This window comes from Bacillus sp. AR2-1, from assembly GCF_008368755.1.
In the GTDB taxonomy this organism is placed as follows: Bacteria; Bacillota; Bacilli; order Bacillales; family Bacillaceae_G; genus Bacillus_A; species Bacillus_A wiedmannii.
On the sequence record NZ_QORY01000001.1, the window covers coordinates 111,041 to 126,560 of the forward strand.

The window sequence follows — 15,520 nt, forward strand, 5'->3', positions numbered from 1 at the left end:
GGAGAACTTTGTTTTATTAGTTTGATAGCGATTGAGTAGCACCACAGCGTTTAAGAGCACATCTGTATAACAGTTACTCATTAGGTATTCTATATTTCTGCTAAACAAGACTCTTAAAAATCAGTGCGTTTATAAATTCTCACCGTTAAGAAGTAAGAACCGATAAATATAAGTATGGTAACGATTGAAACAAGTATAATGAGTTGATTAATAGTAAATTGTGTAGTAACGCTATATGCAAGGTCAGTAATATTTACATATGCCTCAATTGTTCTCCATAAAACAACAAATACAGGAAAAATAATGCTGACAGCAGCTATCAAATATTTATTGGTAAAGCGATAGAAAAATGGTAAGTAGAAAGATGTAAACAACATTGCAGTAAGAATACTAATCACAATTTCCTGTAGAGTTGCAATTTGACCATAAGTCGGAGATACAAACTGAATTATCGCTTGAATCGCTAAAGAAAATGATACCACTATAAGCATAAAAATCATTGTACCTATATATTTTGACATAATAATTGAATTTCTACTATAAGGAAGGCTGTTAATAAACTTGTGACTATTATTCTTTGCGTCATAATAATGCAAATTTATCACATAAGAGCCAACTGGTAAAACGACCATTAAGTAAAAACTTCCAAATGTCATAATAAAAAAGCATATGATAATCAAATACAATAATATAATTAATTTTTGTAATCGAAAGTCCTTTAATATTAAATTATACATATTGAATATTCCCCTTTTTTGTATAGTACATAATATCTTCTAATGTCGCTTCTTCAATTAAAACATCATTCCCTAGTTGAGTATGTGTATGGAGTGCATTACTTGTAAGTGCTTCAAATCCGATGTTTGTTTCACGAATCCCAATCAATTGTTCCCTGATTTTTGGTGTGAGTAAGGCTGTATCCCCTTTTACAATTGCATATTCTTCAGAAATACTATGCATATCTTTTTCAAACACAATTTCTCCATTATGAATAAATACAATATAATCAGCTATACGGTCTAAATCAGTTGTAATGTGCGTAGAGAAAAAGATTGTTTTATCTTGATCGACCATTAAATCATAAAGAATGTCTAAAATTTCTCTCCGAAATACAGGGTCCAGCCCAGAAGTCGGTTCATCCATAATAATAAATTCGGCATGGTGTGAAAGTGCAAACGCTAGGGAAGTCTTCATTTTCATCCCTTTAGACATCTTTTTCATTTTTATGTTAGTCGGTAACTCAAAATTTCGTATGTAGGATTGGAAACTATTTTCATCCCATTTTTTATAGGCTGGCGCAATGAATTTTTTTAGTTGATGAACTGTCATATCTTCATAAAAGATATTGTCATCATATACGAATCCAATACGTTCTTTAATAGAAACTTGATCATTTTGATAATCCTTACCAAAAACTTTGATTTCTCCACTTTCCTTGCTAATAAGATCCATAATTAGTTTGATTGTTGTACTTTTTCCTGCGCCATTTGCACCAATAAATCCCGTTACAAACCCCTTTTTGATGTTGAACGATACATTTTTTAAAGAAAATCCATTATATGTTTTTGAAACATTTTTCAGTTCTACAATGTTTTCCATTTCTATTCCTCCTCATAAATACGATGAATAATCTGTATTAACTCATCCTTTAATAAATGATTATCCTTACTCTCTCGAACGATCATGCTGAACTTTTCACGTATCGAATCACTTGGTTCATCTATTTGTTGCTTTCTTGTTTGTTTTGCAACAAATGAGCCTTTCCCCACTATAGAGTAGATGTAACCTGCTTTTTCAAGTTCTTCGTATGCTCTTTTTGAAGTAATAACACTTACCTTCAAGTCCCTAGCTAATGAACGCATGGAAGGTAATGCATCATCTTCTTTCAATGTCCCATTTGATACTTGTAATATAATTTGGTCAATGATTTGTTGATAAATAGGAGACTTAGACTTATTAGATAGTAAGATTCTCATAATTCAACTCCTTGCGTCTTAAATGCTTATGAACACATTATACACACTATGCACAATATATACAATATATACATTTAGGGCGATGTTAATTTTTCATATAGGATATCGTCACATTGATAAAAAGACGTTATTCTTTCCTATGATTTCTCAGAAAGAATAACGTCTTTTTCATTTTAGGGGGTATTTTGTCTTGTTAGCTTGATAGCGATGGGGTACCGCCACATGCCCATCAAGCTAAGATTTTGAGATACCCCCCATGCCCATCAACTTAAGAAAATAGATTCACCCCCAAACGAAAAAATGAGCTTTTCTGTTAAAAATTAGCACAAAATTTCGTTCTGGGGGTATTTGTTTTTCTTAGCTTGATAGCGATGTGTACCATCCCCAATTAATGCATTTTTTGGGTTCAGTTCATTATATTTTCTACTTTGTCTTTATACACAACATATTCTTTCCCATCCACTACTGCTACCACCGCAAATTCATCATTTGGATTGAATGAAAGCCAGTCAGCCCACATGCTTGTATTAGCACCTCCACTCCACATATGATGAACAGTGTTTTTAGTTAAATTCATAACTTTATAAGACGCATTTGGTGCATTTGTTCCAGTCTTTATTTCAAAAGTGTATGCGTTATGGATTTTTTTATAAAAGTAAAAAACGTTTGATGGACGAAGTAGATTCATAAAATCCTGTTCTTTCTTCTCTGCAATTTTTATGCCTTCTAGTAATGTGACAACATCTGTTCTTAATATTTTCCAACTATCTTTAGCTGAATTCAAGTTAGGCTTTAAAAATTTATATCTATTTAGATCAGCTTTTTCATCTGCTTTATCAATATGCCCCAGTACACTCGAATATTGAGAATCTAAATCATCCCATTGTGTGGACATATAAGTAAGAGCAGTAATAGCACTATCAATCGTACTATGCATATCACTAATATTATGAAATGCAACTCCGACTACACGATTTAATGTAATTTTATAATCTACAGTTTTACGTAATTCTGCTAAAGCAGGCTCTAATCGACCTAAATTATCTCTAGCAGCACCTATCATTATGCCACCAGAAATAAGCGTGGGGATAAAAGGTACTTTCACCATTATTAATCCATCAGATTCTAATTTCTTATAATAGTTTACTTGTCCTAAAACTTCATCTAAACGCTTTTGATCAGTCTCCACATCAGCTCCTTGGTTTTTTAAAATCGATTGCAAGGTCTCTTTATGGCTTCCAAATACTCTAACATCTTCTCCAATAGCGTTTTTGAATTTAGTTAATTCTTCTATTAATGCTTTTGCAGACTTTTGGTTTTGTTGAATTCCCCCCCTTAAATCAGTAATCCCCTTTTTTAAAGTATCCCCATTTCCATTATTGATCGCCTCTACTAATGTTTCATAATAATTTTCAAACTTTGTATCGTATTCAATAATGCCGGTCAATGTATCTAAAAGCTGTTTTTTTAATTTTGTATTCCATGTAACAGCATGTGCTCTTGCATTCTTTTGATCCTGTACAATTTTACTAGGTAAATCTGCATACCCATTAATAGAAATTCCTTCAAAACTCACATCCGGATTATTAATTAGCAAATAAGAATATTCATTCATAGCTTTTGCAAATAACCCAGCATCTTGTACAGTTTTTTTCATCTTTTCTTCATTTGCTGAAAGAGACATATCTCCAGTGTTCGTTTGTTCAGTTTCAATTGCAAAGGTTGCTACTGGTGTGACTGCATAGGTAGTTGTCATAATTAAAAATGCTGATACAGCCAGTATTTTATAAGGTTTTTTTTTCATCTTTTCTTATTCCTCCTGTATAGAGTATGATTTCAAGTCCTATTCTTATTAAAAGACGATGTAGTTGCATAGATTCGATATTATTAAGCGAATCTATATAAACTGTCCCCTATTAATCGATTCTGTTACAAATTTTTAAAAACAAGTAAACTACATGGCTATCTTTTTATTTGGATAAAACTTATATATAAGTGAAAGGCGAAGTCTTTAATGAGACTCCGCCTTTTTAATATATAAGGATTTATTAATTATCGCTTTACTGTTTAACAGTGTAATCATAGACTCTCTATGTTATGGTTCACTTTGCAACAGAATTAATATTTCCCTATTTTTGTGGAGTAACAGTTTCCACTTTTAATTCCTTTATCCCTTCTTTTAATGTAACAGCATCTGTTCTTAATGTTTTCCAACTGTCTTTCGCTGCATTTAAATTAGGTTTTAAGAATTTAAATTTATTTTGATCCGCTTTTTGAGCTGCATTCTCAATATGCCCTAGAACGCCCGAATATTGAGAATCTAAATCATGCCACTGCGTGGACATATAAGTAAGAGCGTTAATAGCATCATCAAGTGCCTTGTGCATTTCATTAATATTACTATAAGCAACTCCAACTACGCGATTTAATGTTACTTTATAATCCACGGTCTGACGTAATTCTGCTAATAAAGGCTCTAACTTACCTAAATTATCTCTTGCTACTCCCACTATAATACCGCCAATTATCGGTAGACCCAAAATAGCACCCTTCATTACATTAAACCCATCAGATTCTAATTGTTTATAATAGTTTACTGATCCTAATACTTCTTCTAGACGCTTTTGATCGGCTTCAACATCTGCACCTTGGTTTTTTAAAATCGACTGCAAGAGATCTTTATTGCTTCCAAATGCTCTAACATCTTGTCCAATAGAGTCTCTTAATTTAGTTAATTCTTCTATTAGTTGTTGTGCAACCTTTTGATTTTGTTGAATTTCACCTCGTAAATCTGTAATCCCTTCTTTTAAAGTTTCTCCATCCCCTGTATTAATCGCCTCTACCATTGTTTCATAATAATTATCAAATGTTGTATCATATTCAACAATACCAGTCAATGTATCTAAAAGCTGTTTTTTTACTTTTGTATCCCAAGTAACAGCATGTGCTCTTGCATTCTTTTGATCTTGTACAATTCTACCAGGTAAATCCACATATCCATTAATAGTAATTCCTTCAAAGTTCACATCTGGATTTTTAATTAACATATAAGAATAGGCATTCATAGATTTTGCAAATAAACCGGCCTTTTGCAAGGTCTCTTTCATTCTCGCTTCATTTGCAGAAAGAGCCGTATCTCCATTGTTCGTTTGTTCAATTTCACTTGCAAAAGTTGTTACTGGTGAAACTACATTAGCGGTTGTAATAGTTAATAACGTCGATACAGCGAGTAATTTGTAAGGGATTTTTTTTATCATTTCATTTTCCTCCAATTTAGGTTTTAATTTTCAGTTCTATTCCTGTTTAAAAGCAATATCTTTTGAAATGAATTCTGCATCTTTATGAATATCATTCCAACTTTCTTTAGCAGCTTTTAAATCATCCGGTATTAAAGAGAATTTGTGGTCTTGCATAGAATCGATATTATCCAGTAAATCTGTATAATTTGCGCCCATTGTATTCCATTGCTTTTGAATATTTGTTAGAGACAAGATCGCTTGATCTACAGTCTGATATAGATATGCCAATGTTTCTTTCGCGTTAGTAAGCGAAAGAACTGCTTGATTAGCACGATCTGCTTTCATACTTAATTCTCCGATTTTGTTAGAAATTTCGTTATAGGAGTCCATATGCTTAGATGCCGTGACACCCGCCGCAGTTCCTAGACCGATACCAGCTGCTCCAAGAGCTGAAAGTCCACCAACAACAGCTGGTGTTGCTGTACCACCAGTTACAACAATTACAACTGCTCCTCCAATAGCTGCAATAACTAAAATAGCTGCTCCCAATCCACCACCAATTGACCATGCTAATACATCATCAAAATGTTTTTTCTGAGTAGAACGAAGTTGCTCAATTTCAGCTTGAAGTTGCGGAATCGTTGCCTGTTGACCTGCTAATATTGCAGTTAATCCACCTTTGCCATCTGGACCACCAACATTATTTTTAAAATCTGTAGAATTTTGATATAGTTTCCCTTTGAAGTCTTGTAGCATCTTAATTACATCTGTAACCTCTTTTGAATTTGTATTAATTGTAGTAATTAAATCACTTATGCCCTCTTTTAGACCTGCCTTATCTTTCTTTTGTACAGTATCTACTAAAGTGTCGTAATAATTTTGAAATTGTTCATCGTAATTTACAATATTACGAGCTGTTTTTTGAATCTGTGGCTTCGCTTTATCTAACCAATAATTCGCATTGATTCGTGACAGTTCTTGATTAAGGTGAATATTTTTGAGCAACTCCCCTCCTTCTGATCCTAAATCGATATTAGATAAATTTACATTCGGTTGCTTAATCATTGTTTTTGCGTACAAATCCATTACAAGAATATGAGACCCTGTTTCAGCCAATGCTTTCTTCAGTCCCTCGGGACCTAAAGCATAATTGCCTACTTTTTGTTCTTGAGCGGTCGTTTCTTGTGCAAATGCATGAATAGTGTTACCAGTAGTAGCAGTTATAACCGTTGCCAGAGTGGCTAAAGTTAGCACTTTGAATGGGAATTTTTTCATAACTATTCTCCTTCTTTCGCTAGATTCTTATAATCTTTATAGTTTTTTTGAAAAACGTAATATCAAAATTTATATACCTGTTCTTCAAGGTAACTTATTACATTTTTTAATTGTCTTAATGTATCTTTTTGAGACTGCTCGTTAGTTGCATCAACATTAGTAGATAATTTTGTAATGTTATTTTTTATTAGATCCAAATCTTCTTTATAGCGCTTTAGTAGGTCAAGTTCTACATCTACTTGATTTGCAAACGTATGCAAATCATTTTGTGAAAGAAGAAGCATTGATTTTTGTAAATCTGCTATTGATAGTTTCGTTGTTAAATCATATATTTTTTGGTTTTGTTTCTCTAAGTCATCTAAATATGCTCGCTGCTCTGCTGTTAGTTTATTTACTTCTGCGAAGACACCAAATGTTTTCTTAATCTTTTCAGTATCAACGGCTTTCATCAGGTCATATTCTTGCGTTTTTGCGGCTGCAGCTGCAGCTATTTCACCTTGTTTGCTTTTCTCAATTGCTTCACGAGCTGCTTTTTTGGCCGATTCAATCTCTAGAGCAGTTTTACCTTGTTCTGTCGCTTCTTGCGCCGCTTTTTTCTCCGCTTCTAGAATAGAGTTGTTAATTTCTTTTCCTTTGTTATACGCTGCCATCCCTGCTTGAGCAGCCGGTTCAATAATTTCTTTTGAAAGACTATAAACTTCTTTGAATATAGCAAATCCCTGCTCATTTAAAGCTCCTGGTATTAATGCAATTTGTTGTAAATCATTTTGAATTGCTTTTTTGGTATTTAATATTTCATTTTTTAACTGATCTATTTTTCCAGTTCCATCTGTACCTAATATGCCTTGCGCAGTTGCCACATTAGTATCGAAATCTTTTAATTTTTTATCAAGCTGTAATTTAAGATCTGTTAATTCATTAATTTGTCGTTGCGCATTTTCTTGATTCGTCATAGCCATTTCTTGAAGAACTTCAAGTCTATCCGAAAACCCTTCTCTATCTTCTTTATTGTCTACATACGATTTTAATGTCGGGTAATAGCTATTAAATTTCGTTACAAATCCTTTACTTTTTGAATTTAATAGAATTAACTGTGGATAGAGTTCCGATGACCATTCCTTCATATCTTGTTTAATTAGGAATTGATTGGTATTTAAAGCTGGGACTTCCTCTAGCTGTACATTAGGACTCATTAAAGATTGATCAATATACGTTTGGATTAATTTAGATTGCGCACCTAATTTTCGTAATGATGAAGAAATATCCATGCTTTCCTGTTGAGTTTCTGCTTGAACGATTGGTGCTGCGAGAGTATTGATAGGAATAGTTGCTCCAGTTACAATGGATGTTATTAAAAATCCTGTCATTATTTTATTTTTCATTCCGTACACTCCTTTACCATTGTTTTTTATAACTTGATTCATATAACTTGTACGCCCTAGCGCTAGGCTCTCTCCTTGCACACGCATGGGGAATGGGAAGTCTTTCGGATAGGGTGTTATCGTTATTATTTACTTCTAAGAGGATCTAAGGATTTTACTTCCCTCTCATTTAGATACTCTATTTTTCAAATAGTAAACGATAAAAATTCATCAGCTATATTTGAATTAGCTGCCCAATGAGTAGTAAAATATTATTTCCCCCTTAGAGCTGCTGTTTAACTTACAGATCCGTGAAGATAGATAACCATTGCTTCTAGAGTTAATCCTGTCATGACCTTTTTTTAATATCAATTTCATAATATGGTTTTTAGTTTTGTCAGCAATAGCCTTACAAGACTACAAAAGATGAAATTATACTGTACATTGCTTATACTTTTATTGCGGAATAAATTCACTTTTGCTATGTAGAAACTTAAAACCCATTTTTACAAAAATACTACTTTTGAGATTCTAAATACCTTAAAAATAAACTGATTATTAAGAAAATTATTCACAACATAATGTTACTTGCAAATTTAATAACCTCTATCTCTATTAGCTTGCTCTTCTCCCTTCTGTGTGGTCATACCAGTTATGTTGTTCATTAAAACATTAAATTTCCAATGCGTAAATAGCAAAATTTTGTCGATTGAGCTCGATAATTTAACTATTAAGTAAAAATACGAGTCTAATTAATTATACCAATATAATTAATTAAGAATTACAGCTCTGTAATTGTAATGATTACAAATTAAAGTGTATACGGTTAGTAAATAACCATTTTAGCTCAACCAAGCAATTTTATTTTAAAAAAAATACTTATAGAATAATTTAATAGGTTTTTTTATACTTTTTTCCTTTTATTTGGTTATGTATAATTGCATATAATATAGATATATCAAGTGATATATGTTATATTATTAAACTTTATGTAATAGTCCCTAATATCACTATTATTAAATACTTAACATGAAGATATTAATCTATAAACTTATTCCTCGTTATAACTATGGGTTTTAAAATATAAAAAAAGCCGCAAAGCTTTCTCGAAAAGAACCTTTGCAGCCTTCTGTTTTTTTATCTCCTTAGAAAAATAATGGATAGTGTACTCTTTAAAATTAACAACATGTTATAAATCTTACCCTTGTCCTTTGGCTTCACTAAATGTTTCATAGACTCTTCAAGATCTATTTGAATACATATTCCTTTTCTAGATCAATCACATACCCTTTCTAGAGTAAAAGAAACAGTATGCTCAAGTTTTAGAGTTACTTGCGCGTATATTAAAGTTTTTTCACAAGAAACTGATACTAAGCTTATATTACGGTATATTTTTCACGATACTGTCTAGGTGTCATGTTAGTTGATTTTTTAAAAACCCTTGTAAAATAACTTTGGTCGTTAAAATTAAGCCAAGCACAAATATCTGATAGTGGATATGTAGTGAGTGTTAATAATTTTTTTGCTTCTTCCACTCGTTCCCTTTGAATAAATTCACTTAAAGGAATTCCCACTTCTTTTTTAAATAATTTAGATAAATAAGTAGGCGTAATATCCAAATGATTAGCGAGTTCATTGAGAGATATTCCATCGTAAACATTTTTACTAATATGGTTCATACATGTAGTAACCGCATTTGAAAATTTTTGCGCATTGAATTCTTTCACTCGATCTGCAAAAGTACGTAAGGCATCTCCTGACAATCGCCTTACAGAGTCCACGTTCTCTAGTTGTTCCATGGTTTGGATATACAAAATACTAAGAGCAAAAGCAATGTCTGGTGGGAGATTACCTTCTATCGCATATCGAGTTGCTAAAGTAATCGCAATAATCCCATGGTTTTTTTGGTTTCTGAGTGGATCCGCTGTTAAAATTAATTCCGTATCTTCCTGCGAAACTGCATACATATATTGCAACAACTTCTTTTTATTTCCCTCTTTGATTGCTGAAAAATAATTATGTACTAATGCCATGTTGTGAGTTTTTGGTTTATTTTGTTGACGTTTTAAAATATATAGATCAGGTTTCACAATTTTATAGGGAACTTCCTCTAACACTTTATTTTTTTCTACCACAATATCAACATCTAACTTTTCATTGAAAATCATGTAATGCAATAAAATTCCCATATCAATTAAAGAAGTTTTTTTAACCTCAGGTAGGGATTGAAAATAGGTTAGTCTTTCTTGAATATTATCATTTGAGTTAAATTCTTTTCGAAGTTTAAAGGTTACATCATCCGATCCCTTTGGATGTATAGTGGGGCCAATTATTATAGTCCCTTTTATATAATCATGATTTTCTATATGAATTAGGATGAAATTTTCAAGATAACTGTTACATCTGAAAAGGGGCAAATTATAGGGATCATTTTCTTGATAAATGTCACTAAGATATTCTTCTTTAGAAGAATAAAAAGGACTACAAATATCCTCAGAATTAGAATGATATAAGATTTTTTTGTCTGTGGATAAAATGTGAACAGGTACATTAAAGGCTTTATGTGCGAGATCACACAAGTGTTGTATATCGATTGAATTATTCATTACCTTCTCCTCTTAATTAGATTACTGATAAATTTTTACATCGTTCCTGTATAAATTCATAAATTATTTTCCGTCAGGTATAACTCACGACAAAATATTACTATAAAATATCAAATTAGTACAATTCACGACAAAATATTACTATATTTTTTTTATGAAAATCATATATTATTTATTTGTAAGTAGCATCTAAATATCAGAGTAGTTAGGAAAAGTGTGAAAGAAATAGATTCTTTTCTTATAATTTTCTAAACGACAATGAAATGAGCTGAGGTCGTTTCTTAATTCTCCAAGATCTAATCATAGAACTTGGGAAAACAGTGAAGAACCTACAAAATACAGAAACAAGGGATGATTGGAGTATACAACTCTAGTAAGTAATAACTTCTTGCTAATCCTGCGAAAAATCTAGCCTTTGCGGATACATTGCCAGACGAACTAGAATATGCCCCAGGTACATTACAAATAGTAGGCTAAACAGTGACAGATACAATTCGATACAGACAAAAGTAAATTTAATGTAGGAAAAGAAAACGAAGAATTTTGGGATGTGACACATACAGAGTGGCATACAATGGTACTCCATGCGAGGGACAAGCTGGAAAAAAGATTCAAAATACAGTGAAAGTCCAAGGAGATACTGTATCACCGTAAGAACTAACAGCCAAAAATTCAATCACTTGGACAAACTGAGATTAAAAAAGTGGATGCTGCAAATTCGAATATAAAACTGATAAACTGCTGTATTCCAAATTTTTGACAAAGATAATAAAGAAGTCGAAAATTTAACAGCAGATGAAAATGATAAAGCTATTTCTGAACCACTGTGCTTCGGAAAATTCACGTTGGAAGAAATTCAAGCACCAAATAGGTCTACGTTATTTAAAGATCTAATTGAGGGAAAGGTCTTATCATCAGTACAAAAATAAAAATAGAAAACACAAAAAGCGAATGGAATATTAAAAATACTGACGATATAGTGCCAACTATTTTTATCTAATTGGCACTATATTACTGGTCGCAACATTAGTTTTAGTTTCCGCAAAAGCGGAAGAAATAAATAGATTCAAAAATTATTAGGGATAGCAGCGGTGACACAACATATAAATATTTTTTTTATATGTTGTTAATCTTTGTAGTATCAATCTTTATGCTACCTAGCTTTATTACTCCATCACATAAACATATTATTTATTTTCTAAGTACAATGGCTATTACTTAACAAAAACAACACCCCTAATTAAGAGATGCAGTCACATAGATCCAAATTAATAGTAGACATTAGACACTTATTTCACAGTAAATTGACCTCAAAATAATAGTTACTGCAATATCAGGATTTGTTTATTCTATAACAAAAGAAATGTCACTTAAGCATTCTTTGTATGCTACTTTTAATTAATATATATGACACCCTTAATTTTCCACTCTATTTTTAGTTAAGAATCAAAATACTGAAGCCAATGAAATTGTATTACATTGGCTTCAGTATTTCAGATTTAAAATTACGAATAAAAACAAAATAACGTTTAAACACCCTGTTTTCAATCGTGTGAAATTTAATCCTTATCGATACATATGACATTCACACGACCGCTAAAAACCCTTAAAAAGCAATCTGAGAGTCCGTTTTTTCTGATTAACAATCATTTTTTAAAAATTTATGTGAAAAATCAATATTTAGTAAATCTTATTATCCGAGACACAATTATTGCCGTAATCAAGATAATAATAGCGGTTATCAAGCCAGATTCTCCAATCCAAATCTCAGTTTGATACCCTGTACTTGCACGTGCGAAAGGTCCTTGAATAATGGCATTCCAAGTAGTATGGATGATAACCGAAGGCCAAACGCTACCTGTGATAAGTCGTAAATAAGCTGTAATATAACCGAATGGTACAATACAAAGATAGATGCCCAGTACTGAAAGAACGACAGATGGTCCCTCTACATATAGACCAGCAATAACTATTGGAACATGCCACGTTGCCCAAATCAATCCACTAATAAGGATAGGCCGTGAAAACTCTGCATCGACTAGCCTTGTGAGCATATAACCTCGCCAACCCATTTCTTCTCCCAAAACTGGGATTAAGTTAAGCAAACTTCCGAAAATGCCGCTCAATACTACTAGATAAATGAAACTGAATGGTGCCGTTACATACTGAAGCCCAAGTAAATTGTAGATCGGTTCTAACATACCACCTTCGGGATGCTGAAACCCCGCAATTCCGCTCAACCAGGCGATAGAATAAGTAATTCCACAAATAATCATAGGGATTAGCAGAGCAAAACCAATCCCCTTCCATATCTTTAAGTTACCGAGACTAAAAGATACATCTTTAAACCCTTCTTTCAGTATTATGCGAGTCAAAATAGAAGATAATGCTGGGGTAAACATATATACCACAATAAGCGGCATACTTTTCGTAATTATTACTACTACATTTAGGATAATTGAAGTAATGATTAAGATACTCAGAAAAAGTTGAAGTCCTACTTTAGCACGTTGGATTTTATCTTTATTGTGGAACGATTTTGCGTGTAATATCATTGTAATCCGCCCTTCCCCTATAATTCACTTGTTTATCGAATATACTTCTTGTCATTTCCACAGACACAACTTAGAATAAAAATATTTTTGTATACAAATTCATTCATCTTTAAAATCCCTCCCCAATTTATAATCTAGTCTTACTTACGACTCATCAATGTAATTATTATTTATAAGTTGTCATAGCCGATAGTACAAAAGTGTAATGATTAGTCTATGACCTGTGTCAATTAACCTTATGACAATATGTAACTAGAAAATATGATATGGGATAGATAACAATTGAATTAAGGCAATTGATTCGTGCAAGTACATGAATCAATCTTGCTTTTACAAATAATTCAATTGAGGTGGAAAAAATGAATAAGAAAAGAATAATTGCAATGGTTAGTACAGCTTTATTAGTCACAGGATGTGTAGAAGTAGGAAAGGCTCAAACAGTAGCAGTCGAAAATTCAGATCAATCAATCCAAAAAAATATAGTTAAATCCATACAATCACAGGCTTACCCATTAAAAACGATAGAGCCGTCAAAAAAATTTGAGGATTTAAAACCACTTAAGAAAATGATTGGGAGCGCACAATATGTAGGATTAGGAGAGACTACTCATGGAAGCTCTGAAATTTTCACTATGAAGTTTCGCCTTGTGAAATATTTGGTTACTGAGATGGGCTTTACAAATTTCACAATGGAAGAAGATTGGGGAAACGGCTTAAAACTAAATGAATATATCCAAACAGGAAAAGGAAACCCTAGGGAATTTTTAAATTATTTATATCCTACTGATGAAATTATAGCCATGATTGAGTGGATGAAAGATTATAATGCTAATCCATCCAATAAAAAAAAGATACAATTTATTGGGCTTGACTTAAAGGAGATGGACCAAGGTTGCTTTAATAAAGTAATTGATTATGTAAGGCTGCATCGACCAGATTTGCTGGCAGAAGTAGAAGAAAATTATAAAGAATTGTCGGCTTTTAATGGAAGTACAAAGGAATATATGGACCTCGCTCCTGAAATAAAAGAAAAGTTCAAAGCAAACGCTGAGAGAGTAGCCCAATTACTAAAAGATGAGAATGGGCAAGCCAACACAGAAATGGCTTCACCCGAGTACATCTGGGCGAAAGCAACGGCAAGTGCAATAGAGAAATATACAACAATGCTAATTCCTAACGACTATCCAAGTATGTTAAAGCTACATGAGCAATACTTGGCCGATCATGCAATGTGGGCACAAGAGACATTGGGTGGTAAAACGATGGTATGGGGACACAATATTCATATAGCTAAAGGAATTATCGATGAGGAATTATACCCTTATGCTGCAGGGCAGAATTTGAAGGAACGTTTAGACAATAATTATGTCACAATTGGCAGTACAACTACGGAGGGGAATTTCACCTTATACAACGACACCGGAGATAAGATTATAACAGATCCGATTCCACAAGATGTAAATAGTTTCAATTATACCCTCGGAAAAGTACCATATAAAATGTTTTTATTGGATAACCGTCACCTTAAAGGACCGGCAGAGAAATGGGTTAAAGCAAAAAGACCATTACTAAGTATAGGGGCACGACTCTTACCGAACCAATTGGCATACTTTGATAAGTCATTGCTTGAGCAATTTGATATTATTTTACACATTCGAAAAACGAGTCCATCTCATATTAAATAAAAGTACAAAACAATCCCTTCTTGCATCTGCAAGAACGGGATTGTTTTATGGTGATTCATATAAGCATCTTTTTTAACCAGAAGTAGGTTACTCTCCCCTTTTTAGCATCATTTAGAAATGTCATATGACACTTTTACACTAGTGAGAATGACAAAAAAAGCAGTACAATTCGGTTATTACATAGATAGGAGCGATGAACTTTATGAAATCAAGATTCATCCAGAATGGTTATTTTTTATTGCTAACTTTCGTTACAGGATTGTTTTATTTTTGTTTTTATCTAATAGCTCTGCTATTCAGTTTCACCCTTTCATTTACGGTAATTGGGATTCCACTAGTTATACGTGTACTACAGACTACTACACCTTTTATCCAATTCGAGCGCATACAGACGAAAATTTATACAGATATTTCAACAGACTCTTATGATAAAAGTATAACAATAGATACATCGAACTGGACTCAGGTGAAATTAGTGCTTACTGATCGTCGCACTTGGTCTGCTGTCTATTGGTTAATGCAGAAATTTGCGATTGGCATTTTTAGTCTCATTAGTGCAACCATTTTTTATGTAATGCCACTTATGTTCCTGTTAGCACCACTACTGTATCGCTACATTGAAATGAATATAATATTCATACAGATAGATACGTTTGCCAAGTCACTCTTTGTAATGTTTATGGGTATAGTATTTACCGCCATAAGTATTAAAATAGTAGATGGTTTAACAAAGAAAATTGGGGGCTATACACGTAGCATGATCCGGAAACTAAATCAATAGAAGTTTGCCTTCTGTAAGAGAATTGCAGTGTAAAATTAAAAA

12 protein-coding genes are annotated in these 15,520 nt (G+C 32.6%); 3 read left to right on the forward strand and 9 right to left on the reverse strand.

Annotation, left to right across the window (positions count from 1 at the left end; all coding sequences use genetic code 11):
* Positions 1-113: 113 nt before the first annotated feature.
* The 8 genes from DT250_RS00520 to DT250_RS00555 all read right to left on the reverse strand — a co-directional run bounded on the left by DT250_RS00520 (position 114) and on the right by DT250_RS00555 (position 10,457).
* Positions 114-737 (reverse strand): ABC-2 transporter permease, encoded by a 624-nt coding sequence (locus DT250_RS00520; protein ID WP_098592814.1) that lies wholly within the window; start codon positions 735-737, stop codon positions 114-116.
* Complete coding sequence (locus tag DT250_RS00525) at positions 730-1,599, reverse strand: ABC transporter ATP-binding protein (RefSeq protein WP_149212297.1); 870 nt, start codon at positions 1,597-1,599, stop codon at positions 730-732. Before DT250_RS00525 ends, DT250_RS00520 begins: the two co-directional genes overlap by 8 nt.
* Positions 1,600-1,601: 2 nt before the next feature.
* On the reverse strand, positions 1,602-1,976 hold the full coding sequence (locus tag DT250_RS00530; RefSeq protein WP_098592816.1) for a GntR family transcriptional regulator: 375 nt from the start codon (positions 1,974-1,976) through the stop codon (positions 1,602-1,604).
* A 406-nt stretch (positions 1,977-2,382) separates the two neighbouring features.
* A complete protein-coding gene (gene hblB / locus DT250_RS00535; RefSeq protein ID WP_149212298.1) occupies positions 2,383-3,780 on the reverse strand; it encodes a hemolysin BL regulatory component HblB in 1,398 nt (465 codons plus the stop codon).
* A 325-nt stretch (positions 3,781-4,105) separates the two neighbouring features.
* Complete coding sequence (hblA, locus tag DT250_RS00540) at positions 4,106-5,233, reverse strand: hemolysin BL binding component B (protein ID WP_000591974.1); 1,128 nt, start codon at positions 5,231-5,233, stop codon at positions 4,106-4,108.
* Between the two features lie 36 nt (positions 5,234-5,269).
* On the reverse strand, positions 5,270-6,490 hold the full coding sequence (gene hblD, locus DT250_RS00545; RefSeq protein WP_002128070.1) for a hemolytic enterotoxin HBL lytic component L1: 1,221 nt from the start codon (positions 6,488-6,490) through the stop codon (positions 5,270-5,272).
* Positions 6,491-6,552: 62 nt separating this feature from the next.
* Complete coding sequence (hblC, locus tag DT250_RS00550) at positions 6,553-7,872, reverse strand: hemolytic enterotoxin HBL lytic component L2 (protein ID WP_149212299.1); 1,320 nt, start codon at positions 7,870-7,872, stop codon at positions 6,553-6,555.
* 1,355 nt (positions 7,873-9,227) lie between these two features.
* Entirely contained in the window at positions 9,228-10,457 is a 1,230-nt protein-coding gene (locus DT250_RS00555) for a helix-turn-helix domain-containing protein (RefSeq protein WP_088063998.1), read from the reverse strand.
* A gap of 752 nt (positions 10,458-11,209) precedes the next feature.
* On the opposite strand from DT250_RS00555, the gene DT250_RS32600 reads away from it, so the two are divergent.
* Positions 11,210-11,386, forward strand: a complete 177-nt coding sequence (locus DT250_RS32600) for a SpaA isopeptide-forming pilin-related protein (RefSeq protein ID WP_157835323.1) — start codon at positions 11,210-11,212, stop codon at positions 11,384-11,386.
* A 744-nt stretch (positions 11,387-12,130) separates the two neighbouring features.
* On the opposite strand, the gene DT250_RS00570 is transcribed toward DT250_RS32600, so the two are convergent.
* The gene (locus tag DT250_RS00570) at positions 12,131-13,012 is read right to left on the reverse strand and encodes a CPBP family intramembrane glutamic endopeptidase (protein WP_088063999.1); all 882 of its coding nucleotides are present in this window, start codon (positions 13,010-13,012) and stop codon (positions 12,131-12,133) included.
* Between the two features lie 359 nt (positions 13,013-13,371).
* On the opposite strand from DT250_RS00570, the gene DT250_RS00575 reads away from it, so the two are divergent.
* Positions 13,372-14,697, forward strand: coding sequence for an erythromycin esterase family protein (locus tag DT250_RS00575; protein WP_149212300.1), 1,326 nt, complete (start codon positions 13,372-13,374; stop codon positions 14,695-14,697).
* 202 nt (positions 14,698-14,899) lie between these two features.
* Complete coding sequence (locus tag DT250_RS00580) at positions 14,900-15,478, forward strand: sensor domain-containing protein (RefSeq protein WP_149212301.1); 579 nt, start codon at positions 14,900-14,902, stop codon at positions 15,476-15,478.
* The last annotated feature ends 42 nt before the right edge of the window (positions 15,479-15,520 follow it).

Coding starts and splice junctions, on each gene's coding strand:
- DT250_RS00520 (WP_098592814.1), bottom strand. CDS start 737: ATGTATAATTTAATATTAAAGGACTTTCGATTACAAAAATTAATTATA.
- DT250_RS00525 (WP_149212297.1), bottom strand. CDS start 1,599: ATGGAAAACATTGTAGAACTGAAAAATGTTTCAAAAACATATAATGGA.
- DT250_RS00530 (WP_098592816.1), bottom strand. CDS start 1,976: ATGAGAATCTTACTATCTAATAAGTCTAAGTCTCCTATTTATCAACAA.
- hblB (WP_149212298.1), bottom strand. CDS start 3,780: ATGAAAAAAAAACCTTATAAAATACTGGCTGTATCAGCATTTTTAATT.
- hblA (WP_000591974.1), bottom strand. CDS start 5,233: ATGATAAAAAAAATCCCTTACAAATTACTCGCTGTATCGACGTTATTA.
- hblD (WP_002128070.1), bottom strand. CDS start 6,490: ATGAAAAAATTCCCATTCAAAGTGCTAACTTTAGCCACTCTGGCAACG.
- hblC (WP_149212299.1), bottom strand. CDS start 7,872: ATGAAAAATAAAATAATGACAGGATTTTTAATAACATCCATTGTAACT.
- DT250_RS00555 (WP_088063998.1), bottom strand. CDS start 10,457: ATGAATAATTCAATCGATATACAACACTTGTGTGATCTCGCACATAAA.
- DT250_RS00570 (WP_088063999.1), bottom strand. CDS start 13,012: ATGATATTACACGCAAAATCGTTCCACAATAAAGATAAAATCCAACGT.
- DT250_RS00575 (WP_149212300.1), top strand. CDS start 13,372: ATGAATAAGAAAAGAATAATTGCAATGGTTAGTACAGCTTTATTAGTC.
- DT250_RS00580 (WP_149212301.1), top strand. CDS start 14,900: ATGAAATCAAGATTCATCCAGAATGGTTATTTTTTATTGCTAACTTTC.